The organism is Aeromicrobium sp. UC242_57 (genome assembly GCF_044452305.1).
Taxonomy (GTDB): Bacteria; Actinomycetota; Actinomycetes; order Propionibacteriales; family Nocardioidaceae; genus Aeromicrobium.
In genome coordinates, this window is sequence record NZ_JBIOAM010000001.1 from 370973 (window position 1) to 388727 (window position 17755).

The following is a 17755-nucleotide window of genomic DNA, read 5'->3' on the forward strand; positions in this document are numbered from 1 at the left end:
AGTACTCCTGGCGCAGCTGGTCGGCCGCTCCGAGCTCCCTCGTACGTGTCGCGGACCGAGGCGATGAGCCCGGCCGGACCGCACACGTAGGTCAGGGTGTCGGTCGGGTCGATGCCCAGGTGCTTGAGGTGGTCGACGTGGAATCGGCCCGAGATGTCGGCGCCGGGCTCGGGCTGGCGCGTGTAGACCCGGACGACGTCGATGTTGCTGGCTGCGAGCTCGTCGAGGTCGGCGGTGAACATCTCGTCGTCGCGGCTGCGGGCGTAGTGCAAGAAGGTGACCTGGCCGCGGTGGCCGGTGTCGCGCAACGTGCGAGCCATCGACATCACGGGCGTGATGCCGGAGCCGCCGCTGACGAGCAGCAGGTGATCGGGGATCTCGCGGGGGAGGACGAATTCGCCCTCGGCCTGCGACAGGAACACGATCGTGCCGGGCTTGAGCTCGTTGTGCAGGTACTGCGACACGTAGCCGTCGGGATGAGCCTTGACCGAGACGCTGAACGTCTTGTCCTTGGCTGTCTTGCCCGTCCTGGAAGCGGAGCTGGACACCGAGAAGCACCGGATGCGCCGCGTGCCGTCGACCTCGACGCCGAACTGCACGTGCTGGCCGGGGACGAACCCGTTCCAGGCGCCGTTGGGGCGCATCACGACCGTGCTCGCGGCACCGGTCTCGTGGATGACCTCGACGACCTTGGCGCGCACGTTGGCGGCGGCCAGCATCGGATGAATCTGTTCGAGGTAGTGATCGACGGTGAACGGTGAGGTCAAGGATGCGACGGGCCGAGAGGTCAGTGCCTTTCGGACGATGCCCATCGTTACCCCCTGTCAGGATCGAATCTCAGAACTGAGTGAACGTGCGTACACTCAAAGTCTGCACGACGGTCCGGTTTCGCGCAACAGACGCGCCGAGTGACCTGGCGCACCAGAGAAACACGTGTGCACTCAACTTCGCGCCGCGCTAGGCTGGCGGCATGACTGAGACGGCGCAGACGGCCTCGCGCCAAGAGCAGAAGGAGCGCACCCGCCAGGCGATCCTGGCTTCTGCGCTCGAGCTCGCCCGTACGCAGGGCTTCGCGCAGATCAGTCTGCGACAGGTCGCTCGTCATGCCGGTGTCGTCCCGACGGCCTTCTACCGACACTTCGAGTCCAAGGACGAGCTGGGGCTGGCGCTGGTCGAGCAGTCGTTCTCGACGCTGCGTCGGATGATCCGCGACGCGCAGCGCGATCCCGAGGTGTTCGAGCACATCATCGACGCGGCAGCCGAGGTGCTGGTCGAGACGGTCAAGCAGAGCAAGGCGCACTTCGCCTTCGTGGCTCGCGAGCGGGTCAGCGGATCAGACGCGGTGCGGCAGGCGATCCGTCACGAGCTCGACCTGTTCGTCAGCGAGCTGGCGGTCGTGCTCGCCCGGCTGCCCAACATCGAGAACTGGACGTCGGACGATGTGCACATGGTGTCTCGGCTGTTCGTGCGCAACATGGTCACGAACGCCGAAGAGGTCGTCGAGATGCCCGATGGACGCCCCGACCTCGAAGAGCAGATCAAGGAAGGGGCCAGGCGCCAGATGCGCCTGATCGTCCTCGGGTTCAAAGACTGGGTCAGCTGACCCGTCAGGCCAGCGAGGCGACCTGGGCGTTGCCGAAGGAGTCCTGGGCGGCGGTGGCCAGGTTGTCGAGGGCCTGCGCGAACACGTCGTCGCCGATGGAGTCCTCGAGCTCGGCGAGCGCGGACGGGTCAGCGGTGAACTCGGCGAACCAGGTCACGTACGAGCAGGCTTCGCCGGCATCCTCGACCGTGATGGTCGCGCGGTGGTCCTTGATCTCGAACGGAGGATCAGGCATGTGGTACGACAAGGTCCGCGCATCGTGATCTTTCGCGACGACCGTCACGACGAGCTCGGCGGAGGCTTCGGGGCCGTCAGCGTAGATCGGAAGCTTCGGGTGCCACTGCGCGAAGTCGTCGGTCAGCGACCAGACGACGTCGGCGGGAGCGGCAACGAACGTACGACGAGAGATGCGGGGCATGTAGATCCTCACGTGCTGCGATTTGCTAACTCTTCATTCAACCCCGTCGGGACGATCTGTGCCGCATTCTGGGCGTGAGGCATTTCTCACTTGTCAGGCTTGCCAACTCGTGGTGATGTCCGTCCAGAGGCGATGGGCGACGGCGTCGAAGAAGGCTTCATGGTCGTCGACAGAACCGACCAGATGGCCCCACAGCTCGAACGAGATCGTGCCGAAGATCGTGCTCCACGCCATGAGGGTCCGACCGACTGTCTCGGCGGGCGCATCGTCGCGCGAGGGTCCGCCGAGCTCTGCCAGGGCCTCGGCCGCACCACGCACCGCAGCGTCGAACGGCAGATCCACTGGCGGGCCCGGGTGGGGGTCGGCGGCCATGACGATCGTCGCCAGCCGGATGATGACGCGGGTCGCGGGGGCCACGGTGTCTTGCGGGGCGGCGTAGCCGGTGACGGGGGAGCCGTACAGCAGTGCGTAGTCGTGCGGGTGGGTGACGGCCCAGGCGCGGGTCGCCCGGCAGGTTGCGAGCCAGCGGGCCGCCAGGTCGGTGCGATCGCTGACGGCGTCGTCGGCGTCCTCGGCGGCTTGCCCGAGCTCGTCATACGCCTCGATGAGCAGTGCGGTCAGCAGCCGTCCCGGCTGGGGAAGTAGCGGTAGACCGCCGACGACACCATGCCGACGTCGCGAGCGACGGCGCGCAGCGAGAGCTCGCTGGGGCCGGCGTCGGCGAGCCGGGCGCGTGCGGCGGCCAGGATCTCGGCAGTGATCTCTTGCCGGGCTCGTTGCCTCGCGGTCCGGGACTTGTTCTCCATGTGCTCACTCTTGCCTACTAAGAGAGCAGTTGCAACAACCGAGAGCGCCGCTCTTGCTTTCGCTGCGGCACGATGTCAGACTCGTTCTGAGAGCACTGCTCTCGGAACGAACTCGCTCTCGAAAGGACAGCTCATGTCTGACCGCCACCTCGTGATCGGCGCAGGCCCCGTCGGCCGGCACACGGCCCGACTGCTCGCCGATCGAGGATCCGACGTCGTCGTCGCGACCCGGTCCGGCACCGACACCGGGATCGCAGGAGTTGCCCACCTGGCCCTCGATGCGTCCGACGCCGATGCACTCTCCGGTGCTGCAGAAGGCATGTCGGCGCTCTACAACTGCGCCGATCCCGGCGACTACACGTCGTGGCAGACAGTGTGGCCGCCACTCGCGTCCGCCCTGCTGGTGGCGGCCGAACGATCTGGTGCGACGTATGCGATCACCGGCAACCTGTATCCGTACGGCCCCGTCGACGGCCCGATGCACGAGGGAATGCCCGATGCTGCGACCGACCACAAGGGAGTTCTGCGCGCCCAGATGTGGGCTGATGCGCTGGCGCTGCACGACGCGGGGCGCATCCGAGCCGTCGAGGTACGGGGATCTGACTACATGGGTCTCGGCGTCGGCGCCAACGGCCACGTGACTCGTCAGGTTCCCGGGATGCTGGCAGGGAAGCGCGCCTGGGTGCTGGGGGCGCAAGGACCAGCCGCACACCTTCACCGACGTGCTCGACACGGCGCGACTGCTGGTCGCCGCCGCCGACGACCAGACCTCGCACGGTCACACCTGGCACGTCCCGAGCAATGCGCCGCGCACCCAGCAGCAGGCACTGACCGACGTCATGGCGGCGGTCGGCCGCCCGGCTCCGAAGGTCTCAGCCGTCCCGGACGTCGTGTTCGGTGCGATGGCTCGAGTCGTCCCGCTGATGCGCGAGCTGCGTCAGCTTTCGTACCAGTGGACGCGCCCGTACGTGCTCGACGACACCGCTGCGCGCCAGCACTTCGCGATGGAGCCCACGCCGTGGGAGGACGTGTGCCGGCGCAGCGCCGAGCAGTGACCACGTGCGGTGACTCAAGCTCCCATCAACGACAGCATCTCCAGCCGCGGCTGCCAGCCCATCGCGAGATAGAGCTGGCGACCTTGGCCGCTTGCGGCCAGGACGCCGCGTCGGGCGCCGCGGCCGAGAGCCTGCTGCGACAACGTCGCCATGACGTGCCGGCCGAGTCCGCGTCGCTGGAACGCCGGCGTCGTCTCGACCGCGTCGAAGGTCGCAGTGTCGCCGAGAATGCCGACCGTGCCTACCGCGGCAACTGCCTGACCTGACTCGACCGAGTAGGTCAGGCGGTGGTCGTCGACATCCCACCGGAACGTGAACTCGTCGTCGAGCGCCGGGATGGGGGCCTCGGCGAAGTCCGTCGTCATGAGGGTCTCGTCGTCGCGATCGACCCGGGTGCCGACCGGCAGGTCGAGCAACCGGTACGGGGTGATGTCGTCGGCCACGACCGTCAGCATGGCTCGCGGGTCGGCGGCGATGTGTCGACTCAGGGCGATGAACTCGTCGAGACCCGGGTCGAGGCAGACCAGCTCGCTCTCACGGGTCACGGAGGCGACCGGGATCAACGGCCAGCCGTCGAGACGGCTCATGGACAGTGCGCGGACGTGGGTCCAGGTGCTGACCCAGTCGTCGAAGACCTGTGTGGGCTCCACCGACTACATGCTTCCGGTGTCGAGGTAGCGCTGGTGCCAGCTCGAGCGCCTCACCGAGCAGGTGCGGGGTGTGCCGGGCTGTCGGACGGTCGGTCCAGGCGCGCTCGGTGTAGTCGAGCAGTGCCGGCCGGAACGCCGGATCGGCGCACTGCTCGATGAGCCGCACGGCCCGCGCCCGCGGCGAGAGTCCGCGCAGGTCGGCGAGACCGTGCTCGGTCACGATGACGTGCACGTCGTGCTCGGTGTGGTCGACGTGGCTGACCATCGGGACGATCGTCGAGATGGTGCCGCCCTTGGCGGTTGACGGCGTCAGGAAGAAGTTGAGGAAGGCGTTCCGGGCGAAGTCGCCGCTGCCGCCGATCCCGTTCATGATGGCGCTGCCCATGACATGGGTCGAGTTGACGTTGCCGTAGATGTCGGCCTCGATCAACCCGTTCATGGCGATCACGCCCAGACGGCGGACCAGCTCGGGGTGGTTCGAGATCTCCTCGCTACGCAGCAGGATGCGCCCCTTGTAGGAGTCGATGTTCTCCATGAACCGCTGCACGCCCAGGTCTGAGAGCCCGAACGACGTCGCCGATGCTGCTCGCAGGGTGCCGCTGTCGATCAGGTCGAGCATGCCGTCCTGGATCACCTCGGTGAATGCGACCAGGTCGGTGAACTCGCTGCCGCCGAGGCCGGCCAGCACGGCATTGGCGACGTTGCCGACACCCGACTGCAACGGCAGCAGGTCGGCGGGCATCCGGCCCGCAGCAACCTCGTGCCGCAAGAAGTCGACGACGTGCTCGGCGATGGCAGCCGAGGTGGCATCAGGGGGAGAGAACGGAGAGTTGCGGTCGGGGCTGCTGGTCTCGACGACCGCAACGACCTTGTCGACGTCGACCCGCAGATAGGGCTCGCCGATGCGCTGCATCGCGTCGGTCAGCTCGATCGGCCGACGGCTCGGAGGCAGCGCAGTGCCGTAGTAGATGTCGTGGAAGCCCTCGAGCTCGCGCGGCTGCCAGTGGTTGACCTCCAGGATGATCCGGTCGGCCTGGTCGAGCCATGTCTTGTTGTTGCCGACCGAGCTGCTGGGGACCAGGATCCCGCCGGGCAGGATCGCGGTCACCTCGACGACCGCAACGTCGAGGTTGCCGTAGAAGCCGAACCACATGTGCTGGGCCGAGTGGCTCAGGTGGGCGTCGATGTAGTCGACCTGCCCGGCGTTGATCAACGCCCGCAGCGTGGGGTCGGAGTTGTAGGGCAGGCGGGTGGAGATGCCTTCGGCCGCGGCCAGCGTCCCGTCGGCATCCGGGGCAGTCGAGGCGCCGGTCCACAGTCCGACCCGGAAGTCTTCGTCACGCTGATGGGCTGCGACCATGCGGGCAGCCATCGCCGCTGGCAGCGCCTTCGGGTACCCCGCACCGGTGAAGCCGCTGAAACCGACGTTGTCGCCGTGCTGGATGTAGGCGGCTGCGGCCTCGGCCGACTGGACCTTCGCCTGAAGCGTCGGACAGGTGATGCGAAGCGTCATGGATTCATTGTCCGTGAACGGCCGGGCACTCGGTCACCCGAGGTCGCGGCGTCCGTGACGACGGGCGGCCACAAGCAGGCCGAGGCAGGCGAGAACGGTCAGGAGGATGGCGGCCCCGGGGTCGAAGGCCTGTGCAGGCATCGATGCCGAGTGCGAGTAGGGCGAGATGCCGGTGACCCACCTGGGTTGGTCGAGCAGCTCGCCGAGCTGACCCAGCGACAGGAACAGCGCCAGCAGCACCCAGCCGACGACCGACCAGGCGGTTCGGCAGGCCCAGGCGAGCACGGTCAGGGCCAGGACGAGCCATCCTGCTGGAGCCTGGGCGAGGCAGGCCGCGACGAGCTCGCCGCCCGGAGAGCCGCCGGCGGCTGTGTAGCCGAGGGTGAGGGCGGCGCCGGTGACGAGCAGCAACCACGTCATGCCCGCGATGGCGACGAGCGCGGTGGACCAGAACGCGGCCTGTCGCGACGTCCCGGTCGCGAGGACGAGCTCGGTGCGTCCGCTCCGCTCGTCGGTCGCGCTGTGGTTGACGACGCTGACCCCGAAGGCCGTCAGCACGACGGTCACGACCGAGATGACGGCGGCGAAGACCGTGTCGTCGAGCGCGCCGGCGCCGCCGATCCGTTCGAGCGCGGCGCGAGCGCTGGGCGAGTCGAGCAGGTCGTCGAACTGGGGCACGATCGCACCGAAGACGATGGCCAGGACCGCAGTTGCCACCGTCCAGACGAGCAGCGAGGGTGCGTTGAGCCGCATCGTGAGGCTGACGACGTTGCGCAGCCGGGGCGAGCCGGAGCGTGGACCGGCACGAGCGGCGAGCACGCCCGCGTCGAGATCCCGGCGGGCCTGCAGGACCGTGGCTGCGCCGAGCAGGACAGCAGCAAGGGCCGGGAACAGCAGCAGCACCCAGATCCGTGGCGCGGACCAGGCGCTGAGCTGCGTCGACCACCCGAACGGGGAGAGCCAGCTCAGCCAGGTGGTCTCGGTGCTGTCGCCGACGGCCCGCAGGACGTAGAACGAGCCGATGATCGCCGCCGCGATCTCGGTGCACGTGCGTGAGCTCGCCGAGAGCTGGCAGGCGGTCGCCGCGACTCCCACCGAGACCAGTCCGACGCCGGTCCACGATGCTGCGAACAGGACCGATCCACTGACGGGCAGACCGCCGATGATGTTGGCAGCGGCAGCCAGGATCCCGAGGGCGATCGATGCCATGGCGCCGACCGCGACGGCGGCCATGAACGGAGCGGTACGCGCGACAGCGGTGCCGCCGACCAGCTCGAGCCGGCCGGATTCTTCTTCGCCGCGGGTGTGGCGGCGCACCACGACGATGCACATGACGGCGACGAACAGCGCGTACAAGACCGTCATCTTCGTCATGGCCAGCTCGCCGAGGCTGTCGACGTCGAGAATCGGCCCGTAGAGCGCGATGATCGCCGGACTCGCGTTGATGCCTTCTGCAGCGCGGACCTGATCGGCCACCGTCGGGTACAGCGAGGACGTCGCTGCCGCACTGGCGTAGCAGGTCAGGGTCAGGATCGCGATCCACGCAGGGACGAGGAAACGGTCGCGGCCCAGCGCCTGACGGATCAGCAGGGCAGTTCCCGTCATGGCGTCGCGGTGTCCCGGTAGGCGTCCAGGAACAGCTCCTCCAAGGACGGGGGAGCGCTGCTGAGCGTCGTGACCTCGGCCTCTGCGAGCTTGCTCATCGCTCGGGGCGAGGGCCTGCGGATCGGCCGTGAAGCTGATGGTGCCAGCATCGACGACGAGGTCGTGGACGCCAGGGATGCCGGTCAGGTCCGGTGGAGGGCCGATGACGTCGGCGCGCACCCGGCTGCGGCGGAGATGACGTCAGCTCAGCCAGCGAACCGCTCGCGATCGTCCGCCCCTCGCGGATGATCGTGACCCGTTGCGCAAGGTGCTCGACCTCCCCGAGGATGTGGCTCGACAGCAGGACCGTCACGCCGCGGGCAGTGTGCTCGGCGACGCACTCGTTGAACACCTGCTCCATCAGCGGGTCGAGGCCCGACGTCGGCTCGTCGAGGATCAACAGCTCCGTGTCGACTGAGAACGCGGCAACGAGCGCGACCTTCTGCCGGTTCCCCTTGGAGTACGCACGTCCCTTCTTCGTCGGGTCGAGCCGGAACCGGTCGACCAGCTCGTCCTTGCGGGAGGTCGTGGGATCCACGCCACGCATCCGCAGCAGCAGGTCGACGGTCTCGCCGCCGGTCAGGTTGGGCCACAGGGCGACATCGCCGGGGACGTAGGCGAGTCGTCGGTGGATCGCCACGGCATCACGCCAGGGATCCAGCCCGAACACGCTCGCAGCTCCGCCGTCGACCCGCAGCAGCCCCAGCAGCGCCCGCAGCGTCGTCGACTTGCCCGAACCGTTGGGACCGAGGAAGCCGTGCACCTCGCCGGCCCGGATCGTCAGGTCGAGGCCGTCGAGCGCACGGGACCGGCCGTACGACTTGATGAGTCCGTGGACCTGCACCACGTCGTTGCCGTCGGGATCGGTGCGCATGAGTCCAGACTGGCATGCATCTCGATGGAGAAACGATTAACGCGGTTGTCATCAGGCTGGCTTCGACCGGACACGAGAGATGAATAGACATGGCTTGAATCGATTTCCCATCGTCGAGAGGCACACCACTTCATGTCATCACTCTTCAGTCGACGCACGCGGTTGCTGACCGTGCCGACAGCCTTGGCGCTGGGTCTCAGCGCCTTCGCGGTCAGTGCACCGGCCCAGGCGATCAGCACGGTTGCCGGCGCCAACAACGCCAGCTGGTCCATGAACGACTCGCGTCGACCCGCGCTCGACACCGGCAGCATCCGCAACGTCTCCGGGTCCCGGATGGAAGGCTTCGGCAACATCTTCGTGCATGTCGACGGGGCCGATGCCCCGCGCATGAACGACCAGATGATGCGCGGCTTCGGGCTCACCGCGAGCAGTGCAGGGTCCTACCGCTCGACCAAGTCGGTGCGGCTCGGAGACGTCGCGATGACCCGCAAGGTCCAGGTCGTCGCGGCGACCAACACCGCGTCGTTCTTCGACACCTTCACCAACTCCTCGACCGACGACGTCACCGTCGACGTGTCGTTCGGCGGCTCGCTCGGCTACGGTGCGGCTGCCACGACGGCTGGCACGGTCAACGCGACGACCAACGGCGACGCCGTCGTCGAGCCGTCCGACACGTGGATCACGGCGACCACGAGTGGCAACTACCGGCCCACCGGCGTCGTCGTCGGCTCGGGCGTGAGCGCTCTCGGTGAGCAGCAGTCCAATCCGTTCACAACCGCCTACACGCAGTCGGGCAGCAAGGCCAATGACATCGGTTTCGTCCGCGAGCTCACGATCGAGCCCGGTCAGACCGTCTCGCTGATGCAGTACGTCCTGGTCGGCACAGTCGCCGACACCAGCGCGATCACGACGGCCACGGCCGCTGCTGCAGCCGCCCCAGACTTCAGCAACCTGACCCTCGACGAGATCTGCACGCTGCAGAACTGGGACCTCACGGCGTACGCGACGGCCTGCACCGGCGCCCAGCCGCTCGTGCTGCCCGCCGCCGATGCGCCGACGTCGAGCAGCACCGACGTCGCCTACGACGTCGCCGGCAAGACGATCGCCGAGCTCCAGGCCGACATGGTGTCCGGTGAGGTCACCTCGGTCGAGATCACCAAGGCGTACCTCGACCGCATCGAGGCCTACGACGGAGGCCAGCTGGGCTTCCACTCGTTCATCACCGTGGCCAAGACCGCGGTCGCGCAGGCCGTCGCCGCTGACGAGGCCCGCGCTGACGGTGCTGCCGGAGATCTGCTCGGGATCCCGATCGCCCTGAAGGACCTGTACGACACGAAGGACATGCCGACCTCCGGCGGAACCCGTGCACTGGAGTCGTGGCAGACCGGCGCCGATGCCTGGCAGGTCGCCAAGCTGCGCGAGGCCGGCGCCGTGATCATCGGCAAGACCAACCTGTCGGAGTTCGCGAACTCGGGCTCGTTCAGCGAGAGCGGGTTCAAGCAGACCTGGAACGCGCTCTACCCGTCCAAGTCGTCCTTCGGCTCGAGCGGTGGATCTGCCACGGCGGTCGGCGCCGACCTGGCAGCTGCGGCCATGGGCACGCAGACCGGCGTCTCCCTGTACGCGCCGACGACAGGTGCGAGCCTGGCGACGTTCCGCGGAACCGACGGCCTGACCAGCACCAACGGCGTCATGCCGCTGACCTGGGCGACCGACTACGCCGGACCCATCGCCAAGAACGTCACCGACCTGGCATCGATGCTGGACGCGACGGCGACGCAGACCACGGGCAACAACCCCGACGACCTGCTGACGTCCCGCGTCGACAACTCGTTGCGTCCGACGGAGTGGAAGTCGGCCCTGAAGACAGATGCCCTGCAGGGCAAGGTCATCGGCTACCTGCCGGCGTCCTTCGTGTCGACACAGGTCAGCGACGACGATGCCGGAACGGTGGCCCTCAACCAGGCGAAGGCCGCGATCGAGGCTGCGGGCGGCACGCTGGTGCCGATGACCGGGGCCCCGGTCAACCCGCCGTCGTCCAGCTACCCGACATCGGGAAGCGCCGGTGCCGAAGGCTGGGAGCGCTACATTGCCGAGGAGCGGCCGGCAGCATTCCCGTACACGACCAAGCAGCTCATGGAGAGCCAGCTGAACCTGCCCTACAACGTGTCGGGCAACTACACGTCGCAGCCCATGGACGACACCAGCGTCACCAACCTGCTGGCCCGTCGAGACGCGTACAAGGTCAACGCCAGCACGTGGATGGACACGGCGGCTGCGCAGCCGGTCGATGCCGTGATCTACCCGGGCTTCCTGACGGCCGCAGGCAACAACGATGCGAGCTCGGCGGTCTTCAGCTGCGGACCGTGCCAGCGGCGTGCTGACCCAGTCGATCGGCCTGCCGACGGCGATCGTTCCGATCGGCGTCAACAACGACGATCAGTCCAACTCGATCCAGATCATGGGCCGGGCCTGGACCGACAAGGACGTCCTGGGCATGGGGTACGCGCTCGAGAAGCAGGCAGCCGGTCAGATCCACACCGAGTTCGCTCCGTCCCTGACGTTCAGCGGACCGGCGACATCGACGACGACGGTCTCGCTGGCCGCCACGGCGACGACGTACGGCAAGCCGACGCGGGCAACGGTCAAGGTCGTGAGTGATCCGAAGGCCACGGGGACCATCAAGGTGAAGGTCGACGGGAAGTCGGTCACCGGGACGCTCTCGGACGGTTCGGCGACGGTGACCTTGCCGGCGAACGTCAGTGTCGGCACGCACGTCGTGACGGCCTCGTATGCGGGTAAGCTCGAAGGTCTCGCCGAGTGAGTCGACGGCGTCGCTGAAGGTGACCAAGGGGGCGCCGCGGGTCAGCGCCACGCTGTCGAAGAAGGTCGTCAAGACCAACCAGAACGCACGCCTGACGGTGCGGGTCACTGGTCTCCCGACGGTCCCGAAGGGCACCAAGGTCTTGGTGTTCGACGGCTCGAAGGTCGTCCGGACGGTCACCGTCCCGGCCAGCGGACGAGTCAGGGTCACCCTGCCGAAGCTGTCGCGTGGCAAGCACCGGCTGCGGGCCTACGTCGTCGCCGGGAGAGGTGTACCAGGCCGCCTACAGCTCGCGAGTGACGCTGAGGGTCAAGAAGAAGTAGCAGCTCGCAAGTGCGGCGCCGCAGGTCCTGTCCGGATCTGCGGCGCCGCTCGCCTTTACCTGACCTTCTTGGTCGCCCGGGACGTCTTCGCGACCTTGGCGTAGCCGGACTTGGTTCCGGTCACCCTGACCTTGAGGGTCTTGCCCTTGACCTTCTTGCTGATCTTCAGCTTCGACCTGGTGGCGCCCTTGATCGACTTGCTGCCCGCGAACCACTGATAGCGGAGCGTGGTGCCTGGCGTCCACGAGCCAGGCCGTGCGGTCACCGTGCGGCCGACCTTCGCGGTGCCGCCGATCTTCGGGGTCGGGGCCCGAAGCGAGCCGAGGCCCACCTTGGCGGTGGGGGTCGACGTCCTGGCGACGTTGCTCCATGGGCGTAGCGCCCGGTCACCCGCACCGTGATGGCCTTGCCGCGGTGGGCGGACGTGGGCGTGAACGTGCCCTTGCTGGCACCGGCGATGGGCTGGCCGGCGGCGAACCACTGGTAGCTGAACCCGGTCCCGGGGGTCCGGAGCCCGGGACCGCCGTCAGCACGCTGCCCACACGAGGCGCTCCGATGATCCTCGGGATCACGGAGGTGGTGGTGACGTCGACCTGAGCCGTGGCTGCGCCGCTGTCGGTGGTCACCACGACCGGCACGTCGACGGACGACGGGATCGACGACAGGTCGGGCACCCTCACCGTGACACCGGAGTAGCTGCTGCTCACGGTCGTGGCAGGCACCCCGCCGATCGTGACGTCGGCTCCGACCAGTGCCGAACCTGACATGGCGACGGTGCTGCCTGGTGTGGCGGTCGTCAGCGGGTCGACCGTCGGTGCGACGGGGTAGCGCATCACGGTCGTGCCGTCGTAGTTCGGGCCGTCGACCGCGACGTAGAACGCGTTGCCGCTTGCTACGACCGAGTTGAGGTAGGCGGCGTCGGCGCCGGGTGCGTCGACGGGACCCTCGATCCCGGTGATCGAGCCGGGGATTCCGTCGACAGCGGCATCCACGTCGATGACTGCCATGCCCGGGATGCCGTAGTTGACGGCGTAGAGGGTCTCGTCGTCGGGGGAGAGTGCCAGCCAGGAGACGTCGTTGAACAGGTTGTCCGAGGTATCGGCGATGGTGTCGCGCAGCGTCATCGACGATGTGTCGACGACGGCGATCGAGTCGGCGAGACCGACGTAGGCCGTCGCGCCGTCCGAGGAGAAGACAGTCTGCCGGCGCGACCTGATGGCACGCCGGGCGTGGCCTGCGCCGACGCCAGGTCGGCGTCGAGGACGCGTGGTGTGTCTCCGGCGACCCAGACTGATCCGCTGGGCGCGACCGTGAGCACCGACGACGCGTTCTGCAGTGGTGCCGATTCGTGCAGCACCGCGCCGGTCGACGTGCTCAGTGACGTGATCTTGCTGGTCGTCGGCCCCGAAGACGTCGTGCTGGAGACGTACAGCGCGCTTCCGGACGGCGAGAGCGCCACCGACACCGGACGGCGGGTCAGATCAGGGCCTACCGCGAAGTACGTCACCGTCGGATCGGCCGAGAGGGCGGCGGTGATCTTGGCGACCTTGCCGTCGCTGCGCTGGGTCGCCCAGACGGTCCCGTCGGACCCGACGGTGATCCCGTTGCCGGTGCTGGCCAGCGATCGAGCCGACCTGGGTGCTCGAGGAGATCTCGATGATCGTGATCGTCCTCGACTTCTGGTTGGTCACGTACAGGTGCCGGCCGTCCGGCGAAGGTGCCGCCACGAGAGGTGCCGAGCCGTCGGTCGCGATAGCAAAGGGCTGAGTCAGGTCGGGGCCGTCGACGGCCCGCGTCGGTGTCACGGTCGTGCTGGCGAGCAGCAGTGCCAGCAGCGGCACGGCCGTGAAGCGGCGCAGGGCAGGAGAGAGGGGCATCGAGATCGTCCTTCGATCGGGAATGTCCCCCACAATTATCGACGGACGGGGTCAGATGACCTGAGCCAAGCGGTTGAACCTCACCCCCGATGGGTACTGACGCGGTGTGGTGAAGAGCGCGAACGTCCATCGTCCGATCGGCTGGCCCGCATGCGCCTGAGGAGGACGTCGTCGCAGTCACCTGGCTGGTCGCGTCGACGTCACGGTCGCGGGTTCCGCTATCTGGACGCGGACGGTCTGCCGCTCGGCGAGGTCGAGATCGAGCGGTGCAAGCAAGCGCGTCATCCCTCCCGCGTGGACCGAGGTGTGGATCTGCTCGGTGCCGAACGGTCACCTCCAAGCGGTGGGGACGGATGCTGCGGGGAGGCGACAGTACCTCTACCACCCGGCGTGGCGGGAGCGGCGTGATGCCGAGAAGTTCGACCGCATCGTCGACTTCGCCGACGAGCTGCTGCGCCGTCGGGCGCGTGCGAGGCGGGCGTTGGGCGCCGGAGATCTCGGCCTCGAGCAGGTCAGCGCTGCGGCGTTCTGCCTGCTCGACCTGGGGATGTTCCGCGTGGGGTCGGCGATCTACGTCGAGGAGAACGGATCGTACGGTCTGACGACGTTGGAGAAGTCGCACGTCGACATCACGGGCAGCCGGGCGACGTTCGCCTATGCCGCGAAGTCGGGGCAGGACGTCGAGGTCTCTGTCGGTGACCGCCAGGTCGTCAGCGTCCTGACGGCGCTCAGACGTCGCCGCGGCGGGGGCGACCGGCTGCTCGCGTACCGGACGGGACGTACCTGGCACGACTTGACCGCAGAGGACGTCAACGCCTACGTCAAGGACCTCCTCGGGCGAGAACCATTCGGCCAAGGACTTCCGCACCTGGCGGGGTACCTCGGTGGGTGCCCTGGCACTCGCGAAGTCCGAAGCCAGCACCGAGGCCCAGCGCAAGAAGGCGGTCGAGCGCCGCGATGCGCACCGTGTCGGACCATCTCGGCAACACCCCGGCCATCGCGCGCTCGTCGTACGTCGATCCGCGGGTCGTCGACATGTTCCTCGAAGGTGTCACGGTCGATCCGTCGCATCGGGCCGTGTCGCCAGGAGCGGCGATGGGACGCTCGCTGGAACGCGAGGTCGTGGCGCTTCTCCGGGACGGCGCCCAATGAGTATCGTCGGGTCATGAGCGTCGAGTGGCGGGCCGCCTTGGTCGAGAAGATCCGTTCCCTGATCGAACGGGCCGAGCCCGATGTGGTCGAGGAAGTGAAGTGGCGCAAGCCGTCCAATCCCGACGGTGTGCCGACGTTCTCCTGTGCGGGGCTCGTCTGCACGGTCAGACCTACAAGGACAAGGTCAAGGTGACCTTCGCCAAGGGTGCCGCGCTGTCAGATCCCTCGGGAGTCTTCGACGCGAGTCTCGACGCCGGCACTCGGCGGGCCGTCGACGTGCACGAGAGCGACGACCTCGACGAAGCAGCGTTCATGGCGCTGATCCGCGAGGCCGTCGACCTCAACCGTTCGTGACCCGCAGCGCCTTGTAGGTGCTGGTGCGGGCCGAGTGCAGTGCGGTGCCCCCGATCGATGCCCGTAGGTAGTGCTTGCCCCGGCTCAGCTGGGCAGGCGCACGGTGATCTTGCCGCGGTGGGCCGCACGCAACGTCTTGACCGCGATGATGCGTGAGCCGTCCCGGATCACGAGCTGACCGGTCGGATGGAGGCCCTGGGTTCCGGGGATCTTGACTGTCACGGTGGCCTTGCCCCGCTGCGACTTCTTGATGGTCGAGCGATGCAGCTGAGGCTGACCGTGGGCTTGGCCTTGGTGACGGTCAGGGTGCCCTGCGCATTCGACGGCTTGATCCCGGCCGCGCCGGGGAAGGTGACGACGACCGGGTAGCGCCCCGGCTTGAGGTTCTTCGGCAGGGCGACGACGGCCTTCCCGTTGGCCAGGGTGCCGGTCACAGTCTTGCCGTGTGCCTTGACGGTGACCTTGCCGGTGGGCGTGGCGCCGGAGGCCGTGACCTGGACGGTCGCCGTCGTCGAAGTTCCGTACGTCAGTGTCTTGCGGGCCAGCGAGACGGTTGTCTTCGAGGCCACGTCCACCTGTGGAGTGGTCGGGACCGCGTCGGTGAAGTCGACCGTGAGCGCGGTCGGCGCCTTCAGCGGGTCGGCTGCACCACCGGACGAGTACCAGTAGGACGAGAGGCCGGTGTCGAAGTGGAAGTCGACGAATGCCTGCGGCCACGAACCCCAGCCGGCGGACGTCGTGTCCTGCGCGGCGCGATCGGACGGGACGTCGATGTCGACACCGGCGTAGTCGGGGTTGATGGTGATCGTGCCGGCCGGGTCGAGGTCGACGTCCCGGAACGTCGCGACTGTCACGTCCGAGACAGGCGGCAGCGGGGTGCGCGTGTTCGGATCTTCCTGGGACGACGCGTAGCCCGACAGGTCGGCCGTCAACGTCCCGGTGCCGTCCTCGTCGATCTCGAGGTCGGGATCGGTCACGGTGAACGGGACCAGGCCGCCGTAGAAGTTGACTGACCACGAACCCTTCCACCTGACGGTGGCGCTGCCGTCACGGTCGAGGTGCGCCTGCCCTGCTGCGAGCCGGATCTGCTGGATCACGTCGCCGGAGGTCTTGGGCTGCCTTGGTCGCCCAGGTCGCGGGGGAGTCGTCGCCGTCAGGGGAGACGTGCACGACCGAGACGTTGCCGTCGACAGACTTGTACGTGGGCTCCTTTCCGTCGGAGACACCTGCGGAGAAGAAGTTGCTGCCACCGTACGGCGGTGCCTTCTGCAGCTGGGACGATCCGTCCCACTGCATCGTGACGCCGTCGAGGTCGAGGCCGTTCTCAGGGACGGTCACCTTCGGGTTGACGGTGCAGACGTGCAGCGCGGCTGACGGTCGTGGCGATGTCGTTGCTGGCCTTGACCCTGAACTGGGTGCCGGACTGGTCGGTCTGGGTGTCCTCGATGGTCAGGGACGGGCCGTTGACGGTCAGGTCGTCGCCTGACGCGATGTCGGTCCAGAAGCCGTTGACCCGACGCTGCCATTGGTAAGCTCGCCTCTGGGTGGGCGTCGAAGCTCGTCACGAACACGGCGTCCTGACCCTCGGTGACCGACTGGTCACGGGCATCGGCGGCGATCACCGGAGCGAAGTCGACCGAGAGCTTCGCGGTGTCCGAGACGATCTTGCCTGCATCGTTGGTGTAGACCGCGCGGTACTCAGTGCCGTCCATGCCGGGCTTGGCAGTCACGGTCAACGTCTCGTCGGTCTGACCGACGACCGGGGAGAACGTCGACTGGCCGGGGGCCTTCGACTGCCACTGACGCGTCACCGTGCCAGAACCGCCGGTAGACATCGAGGTGAGCTCGACGTTCTTGCTCGCGACACCCGTCGCCAGCTCGACCGACTGCGACTCCGGCGACGTCGTCACGGTCGGCGTGACGCCTTGCAGGTCGAACCGCCTGATTCCGATGTTGCCGCTCGCCGGATCCTTGACCAGCAAGGTCACGGAGCCGTCAGGCAGCACCGAGATCGGGTAATAGCTCGACGACGCACTGTGTCGGGCCACGGACGGGAACTGAAAGGAGGTCACCGCCGCGTCACGGGTGCGCGCCGTGAGAAGCGTCAGGGGCCCACGCATGACGTAGTCGATTCCACGTGATTCATCGGTTGCTGTGTAGCCGAAGCCATTGGTCCCTTCGTCCAGCACATGATCAGTGACGACGACTGCTTCCCCGTCGACGATATCGATGTACCGCTCGCCGTAGCCTGCCAGGAGAACGGAGCCGTCGGAGGCGGTCGCCGCGCTCTGGAAGTAGTTGGCCACATCCGTGCTGATAGGGGATGGGTTCGTACCCGCGATGTAGGTCAGGCTGATGGTGCCGTCGTGTCGGGTCAGATGCATGGCCGGGGTTGCGTACGGCTGGGTGCTGCCCGCCTGACGGTAGTTGGCGTGCAGCATGACGTACGAGCCGTCGCGCAACACTGCAAGGCTGCGGTTCAGGGGGTCAGTCTTGCCTGTGTTGGGTGCATTGGCCGATGTGAGCGTTCCGGTGACCGGGGCCGCGTCGGGCAACGAGATGCTGTGCTTCTCGGCTTGCCACGTCGTGCCGGCCGTAGGGGCGGACAGGAACGAGAGCTCGCCTTGATAGCGGCGATCAGCCGCGACGATACGGTTCATCA

The 17755-nt window shown here is 67.8% G+C and carries 21 protein-coding genes and 2 pseudogenes; 7 read left to right on the plus strand and 16 right to left on the minus strand.

The features are described from left to right. Nucleotides 1–62 precede the first annotated feature (62 nt). Nucleotides 63–812: pseudogene (locus tag ACHMWU_RS02505) on the minus strand (ferredoxin reductase); the annotation flags it as partial. A 158-nt stretch (nt 813–970) separates the two neighbouring features. On the opposite strand from ACHMWU_RS02505, the gene ACHMWU_RS02510 reads away from it, so the two are divergent. Beyond that, nucleotides 971–1603 (plus strand): TetR family transcriptional regulator, encoded by a 633-nt coding sequence (locus ACHMWU_RS02510; RefSeq protein WP_396041518.1) that lies wholly within the window; start codon nt 971–973, stop codon nt 1601–1603. 4 nt (nt 1604–1607) lie between these two features. Here the strand turns inward: ACHMWU_RS02510 and ACHMWU_RS02515 are convergent, their stop codons facing one another. From ACHMWU_RS02515 to ACHMWU_RS02525, 3 genes are all read right to left on the minus strand, one after another. Further along, nucleotides 1608–2021: an SRPBCC family protein gene (locus ACHMWU_RS02515; protein WP_396041519.1), complete on the minus strand. Its 414-nt coding sequence runs from the start codon at nt 2019–2021 to the stop codon at nt 1608–1610. 93 nt (nt 2022–2114) lie between these two features. Next, entirely contained in the window at nt 2115–2645 is a 531-nt protein-coding gene (locus ACHMWU_RS02520) for a TetR-like C-terminal domain-containing protein (RefSeq protein WP_396041834.1), read from the minus strand. Further along, nucleotides 2639–2827: a TetR family transcriptional regulator gene (locus ACHMWU_RS02525; protein WP_396041520.1), complete on the minus strand. Its 189-nt coding sequence runs from the start codon at nt 2825–2827 to the stop codon at nt 2639–2641. The genes ACHMWU_RS02520 and ACHMWU_RS02525 overlap by 7 nt, the downstream gene beginning before the upstream one ends. A 722-nt stretch (nt 2828–3549) precedes the next feature. On the opposite strand from ACHMWU_RS02525, the gene ACHMWU_RS02530 reads away from it, so the two are divergent. Next, nucleotides 3550–3882, plus strand: coding sequence for a hypothetical protein (locus tag ACHMWU_RS02530; protein WP_396041521.1), 333 nt, complete (start codon nt 3550–3552; stop codon nt 3880–3882). 14 nt (nt 3883–3896) lie between these two features. Here the strand turns inward: ACHMWU_RS02530 and ACHMWU_RS02535 are convergent, their stop codons facing one another. The 4 genes and pseudogenes from ACHMWU_RS02535 to ACHMWU_RS02550 all read right to left on the minus strand — a co-directional run bounded on the left by ACHMWU_RS02535 (nt 3897) and on the right by ACHMWU_RS02550 (nt 8563). Next, the gene (locus ACHMWU_RS02535) at nt 3897–4469 is read right to left on the minus strand and encodes a GNAT family N-acetyltransferase (protein WP_396041835.1); all 573 of its coding nucleotides are present in this window, start codon (nt 4467–4469) and stop codon (nt 3897–3899) included. Between the two features lie 66 nt (nt 4470–4535). After that, nucleotides 4536–6045: pseudogene (locus ACHMWU_RS02540) on the minus strand (acetyl-CoA hydrolase/transferase family protein). A 33-nt stretch (nt 6046–6078) separates the two neighbouring features. Further along, nucleotides 6079–7650: an ABC transporter permease gene (locus tag ACHMWU_RS02545; protein WP_396041522.1), complete on the minus strand. Its 1572-nt coding sequence runs from the start codon at nt 7648–7650 to the stop codon at nt 6079–6081. Nucleotides 7651–7744: 94 nt separating this feature from the next. Continuing rightward, nucleotides 7745–8563 carry an ABC transporter ATP-binding protein gene (locus ACHMWU_RS02550; protein WP_396041523.1) on the minus strand — a complete coding sequence of 273 codons (819 nt, stop codon included), beginning with the start codon at nt 8561–8563 and terminating at the stop codon, nt 7745–7747. Between the two features lie 132 nt (nt 8564–8695). Between ACHMWU_RS02550 and ACHMWU_RS02555 the strand changes: the two genes are divergently transcribed. Genes ACHMWU_RS02555 through ACHMWU_RS02565 form a run of 3 tightly spaced genes read left to right on the plus strand, consistent with a single transcriptional unit; the run spans nt 8696 to nt 11814 of the window. Continuing rightward, nucleotides 8696–11224 carry an amidase family protein gene (locus tag ACHMWU_RS02555; protein WP_396041524.1) on the plus strand — a complete coding sequence of 843 codons (2529 nt, stop codon included), beginning with the start codon at nt 8696–8698 and terminating at the stop codon, nt 11222–11224. Then, the gene (locus ACHMWU_RS02560; protein ID WP_396041525.1) at nt 11217–11387 is read left to right on the plus strand and encodes an Ig-like domain repeat protein; all 171 of its coding nucleotides are present in this window, start codon (nt 11217–11219) and stop codon (nt 11385–11387) included. Before ACHMWU_RS02555 ends, ACHMWU_RS02560 begins: the two co-directional genes overlap by 8 nt. 19 nt (nt 11388–11406) lie before the next feature. Continuing rightward, entirely contained in the window at nt 11407–11814 is a 408-nt protein-coding gene (locus tag ACHMWU_RS02565; protein WP_396041526.1) for a hypothetical protein, read from the plus strand. Here ACHMWU_RS02565 and ACHMWU_RS02570 read toward each other — a convergent pair. The 4 genes from ACHMWU_RS02570 to ACHMWU_RS02585 are packed head-to-tail and all read right to left on the minus strand — an operon-like array spanning nt 11766 to nt 13587. After that, nucleotides 11766–12041, minus strand: a complete 276-nt coding sequence (locus ACHMWU_RS02570) for a hypothetical protein (RefSeq protein ID WP_396041527.1) — start codon at nt 12039–12041, stop codon at nt 11766–11768. The genes ACHMWU_RS02565 and ACHMWU_RS02570 overlap by 49 nt on opposite strands. Before the next feature lie 55 nt (nt 12042–12096). Continuing rightward, nucleotides 12097–12834, minus strand: coding sequence for an IPT/TIG domain-containing protein (locus ACHMWU_RS02575; RefSeq protein ID WP_396041528.1), 738 nt, complete (start codon nt 12832–12834; stop codon nt 12097–12099). Beyond that, nucleotides 12831–13217: a hypothetical protein gene (locus ACHMWU_RS02580; protein ID WP_396041529.1), complete on the minus strand. Its 387-nt coding sequence runs from the start codon at nt 13215–13217 to the stop codon at nt 12831–12833. Before ACHMWU_RS02580 ends, ACHMWU_RS02575 begins: the two co-directional genes overlap by 4 nt. Beyond that, complete coding sequence (locus ACHMWU_RS02585; RefSeq protein WP_396041530.1) at nt 13192–13587, minus strand: hypothetical protein; 396 nt, start codon at nt 13585–13587, stop codon at nt 13192–13194. The genes ACHMWU_RS02580 and ACHMWU_RS02585 overlap by 26 nt, the downstream gene beginning before the upstream one ends. Before the next feature lie 304 nt (nt 13588–13891). On the opposite strand from ACHMWU_RS02585, the gene ACHMWU_RS02590 reads away from it, so the two are divergent. After that, nucleotides 13892–14932, plus strand: coding sequence for a hypothetical protein (locus tag ACHMWU_RS02590; protein ID WP_396041531.1), 1041 nt, complete (start codon nt 13892–13894; stop codon nt 14930–14932). Continuing rightward, nucleotides 14929–15093 carry a DUF1801 domain-containing protein gene (locus ACHMWU_RS02595; RefSeq protein ID WP_396041532.1) on the plus strand — a complete coding sequence of 55 codons (165 nt, stop codon included), beginning with the start codon at nt 14929–14931 and terminating at the stop codon, nt 15091–15093. Before ACHMWU_RS02590 ends, ACHMWU_RS02595 begins: the two co-directional genes overlap by 4 nt. Nucleotides 15094–15177: 84 nt before the next feature. On the opposite strand, the gene ACHMWU_RS02600 is transcribed toward ACHMWU_RS02595, so the two are convergent. Genes ACHMWU_RS02600 through ACHMWU_RS02615 form a run of 4 tightly spaced genes read right to left on the minus strand, consistent with a single transcriptional unit; the run spans nt 15178 to nt 17753 of the window. Continuing rightward, nucleotides 15178–15315: a hypothetical protein gene (locus ACHMWU_RS02600; RefSeq protein ID WP_396041533.1), complete on the minus strand. Its 138-nt coding sequence runs from the start codon at nt 15313–15315 to the stop codon at nt 15178–15180. Then, nucleotides 15312–16190, minus strand: a complete 879-nt coding sequence (locus ACHMWU_RS02605; RefSeq protein WP_396041534.1) for an Ig-like domain-containing protein — start codon at nt 16188–16190, stop codon at nt 15312–15314. Before ACHMWU_RS02605 ends, ACHMWU_RS02600 begins: the two co-directional genes overlap by 4 nt. Beyond that, nucleotides 16141–16431 carry a hypothetical protein gene (locus tag ACHMWU_RS02610; RefSeq protein WP_396041535.1) on the minus strand — a complete coding sequence of 97 codons (291 nt, stop codon included), beginning with the start codon at nt 16429–16431 and terminating at the stop codon, nt 16141–16143. Before ACHMWU_RS02610 ends, ACHMWU_RS02605 begins: the two co-directional genes overlap by 50 nt. Next, entirely contained in the window at nt 16428–17753 is a 1326-nt protein-coding gene (locus tag ACHMWU_RS02615) for a hypothetical protein (protein ID WP_396041536.1), read from the minus strand. The genes ACHMWU_RS02610 and ACHMWU_RS02615 overlap by 4 nt, the downstream gene beginning before the upstream one ends. Between the last annotated feature and the right edge of the window lie 2 nt (nt 17754–17755).

Coding starts and splice junctions, on each gene's coding strand:
- ACHMWU_RS02510 (WP_396041518.1), top strand. CDS start 971: ATGACTGAGACGGCGCAGACGGCCTCGCGCCAAGAGCAGAAGGAGCGC.
- ACHMWU_RS02515 (WP_396041519.1), bottom strand. CDS start 2,021: ATGCCCCGCATCTCTCGTCGTACGTTCGTTGCCGCTCCCGCCGACGTC.
- ACHMWU_RS02525 (WP_396041520.1), bottom strand. CDS start 2,827: ATGGAGAACAAGTCCCGGACCGCGAGGCAACGAGCCCGGCAAGAGATC.
- ACHMWU_RS02535 (WP_396041835.1), bottom strand. CDS start 4,469: ATGAGCCGTCTCGACGGCTGGCCGTTGATCCCGGTCGCCTCCGTGACC.
- ACHMWU_RS02545 (WP_396041522.1), bottom strand. CDS start 7,650: ATGACGGGAACTGCCCTGCTGATCCGTCAGGCGCTGGGCCGCGACCGT.
- ACHMWU_RS02550 (WP_396041523.1), bottom strand. CDS start 8,563: ATGCGCACCGATCCCGACGGCAACGACGTGGTGCAGGTCCACGGACTC.
- ACHMWU_RS02555 (WP_396041524.1), top strand. CDS start 8,696: ATGTCATCACTCTTCAGTCGACGCACGCGGTTGCTGACCGTGCCGACA.
- ACHMWU_RS02575 (WP_396041528.1), bottom strand. CDS start 12,834: ATGACGCTGCGCGACACCATCGCCGATACCTCGGACAACCTGTTCAAC.
- ACHMWU_RS02585 (WP_396041530.1), bottom strand. CDS start 13,587: ATGCCCCTCTCTCCTGCCCTGCGCCGCTTCACGGCCGTGCCGCTGCTG.
- ACHMWU_RS02615 (WP_396041536.1), bottom strand. CDS start 17,753: ATGAACCGTATCGTCGCGGCTGATCGCCGCTATCAAGGCGAGCTCTCG.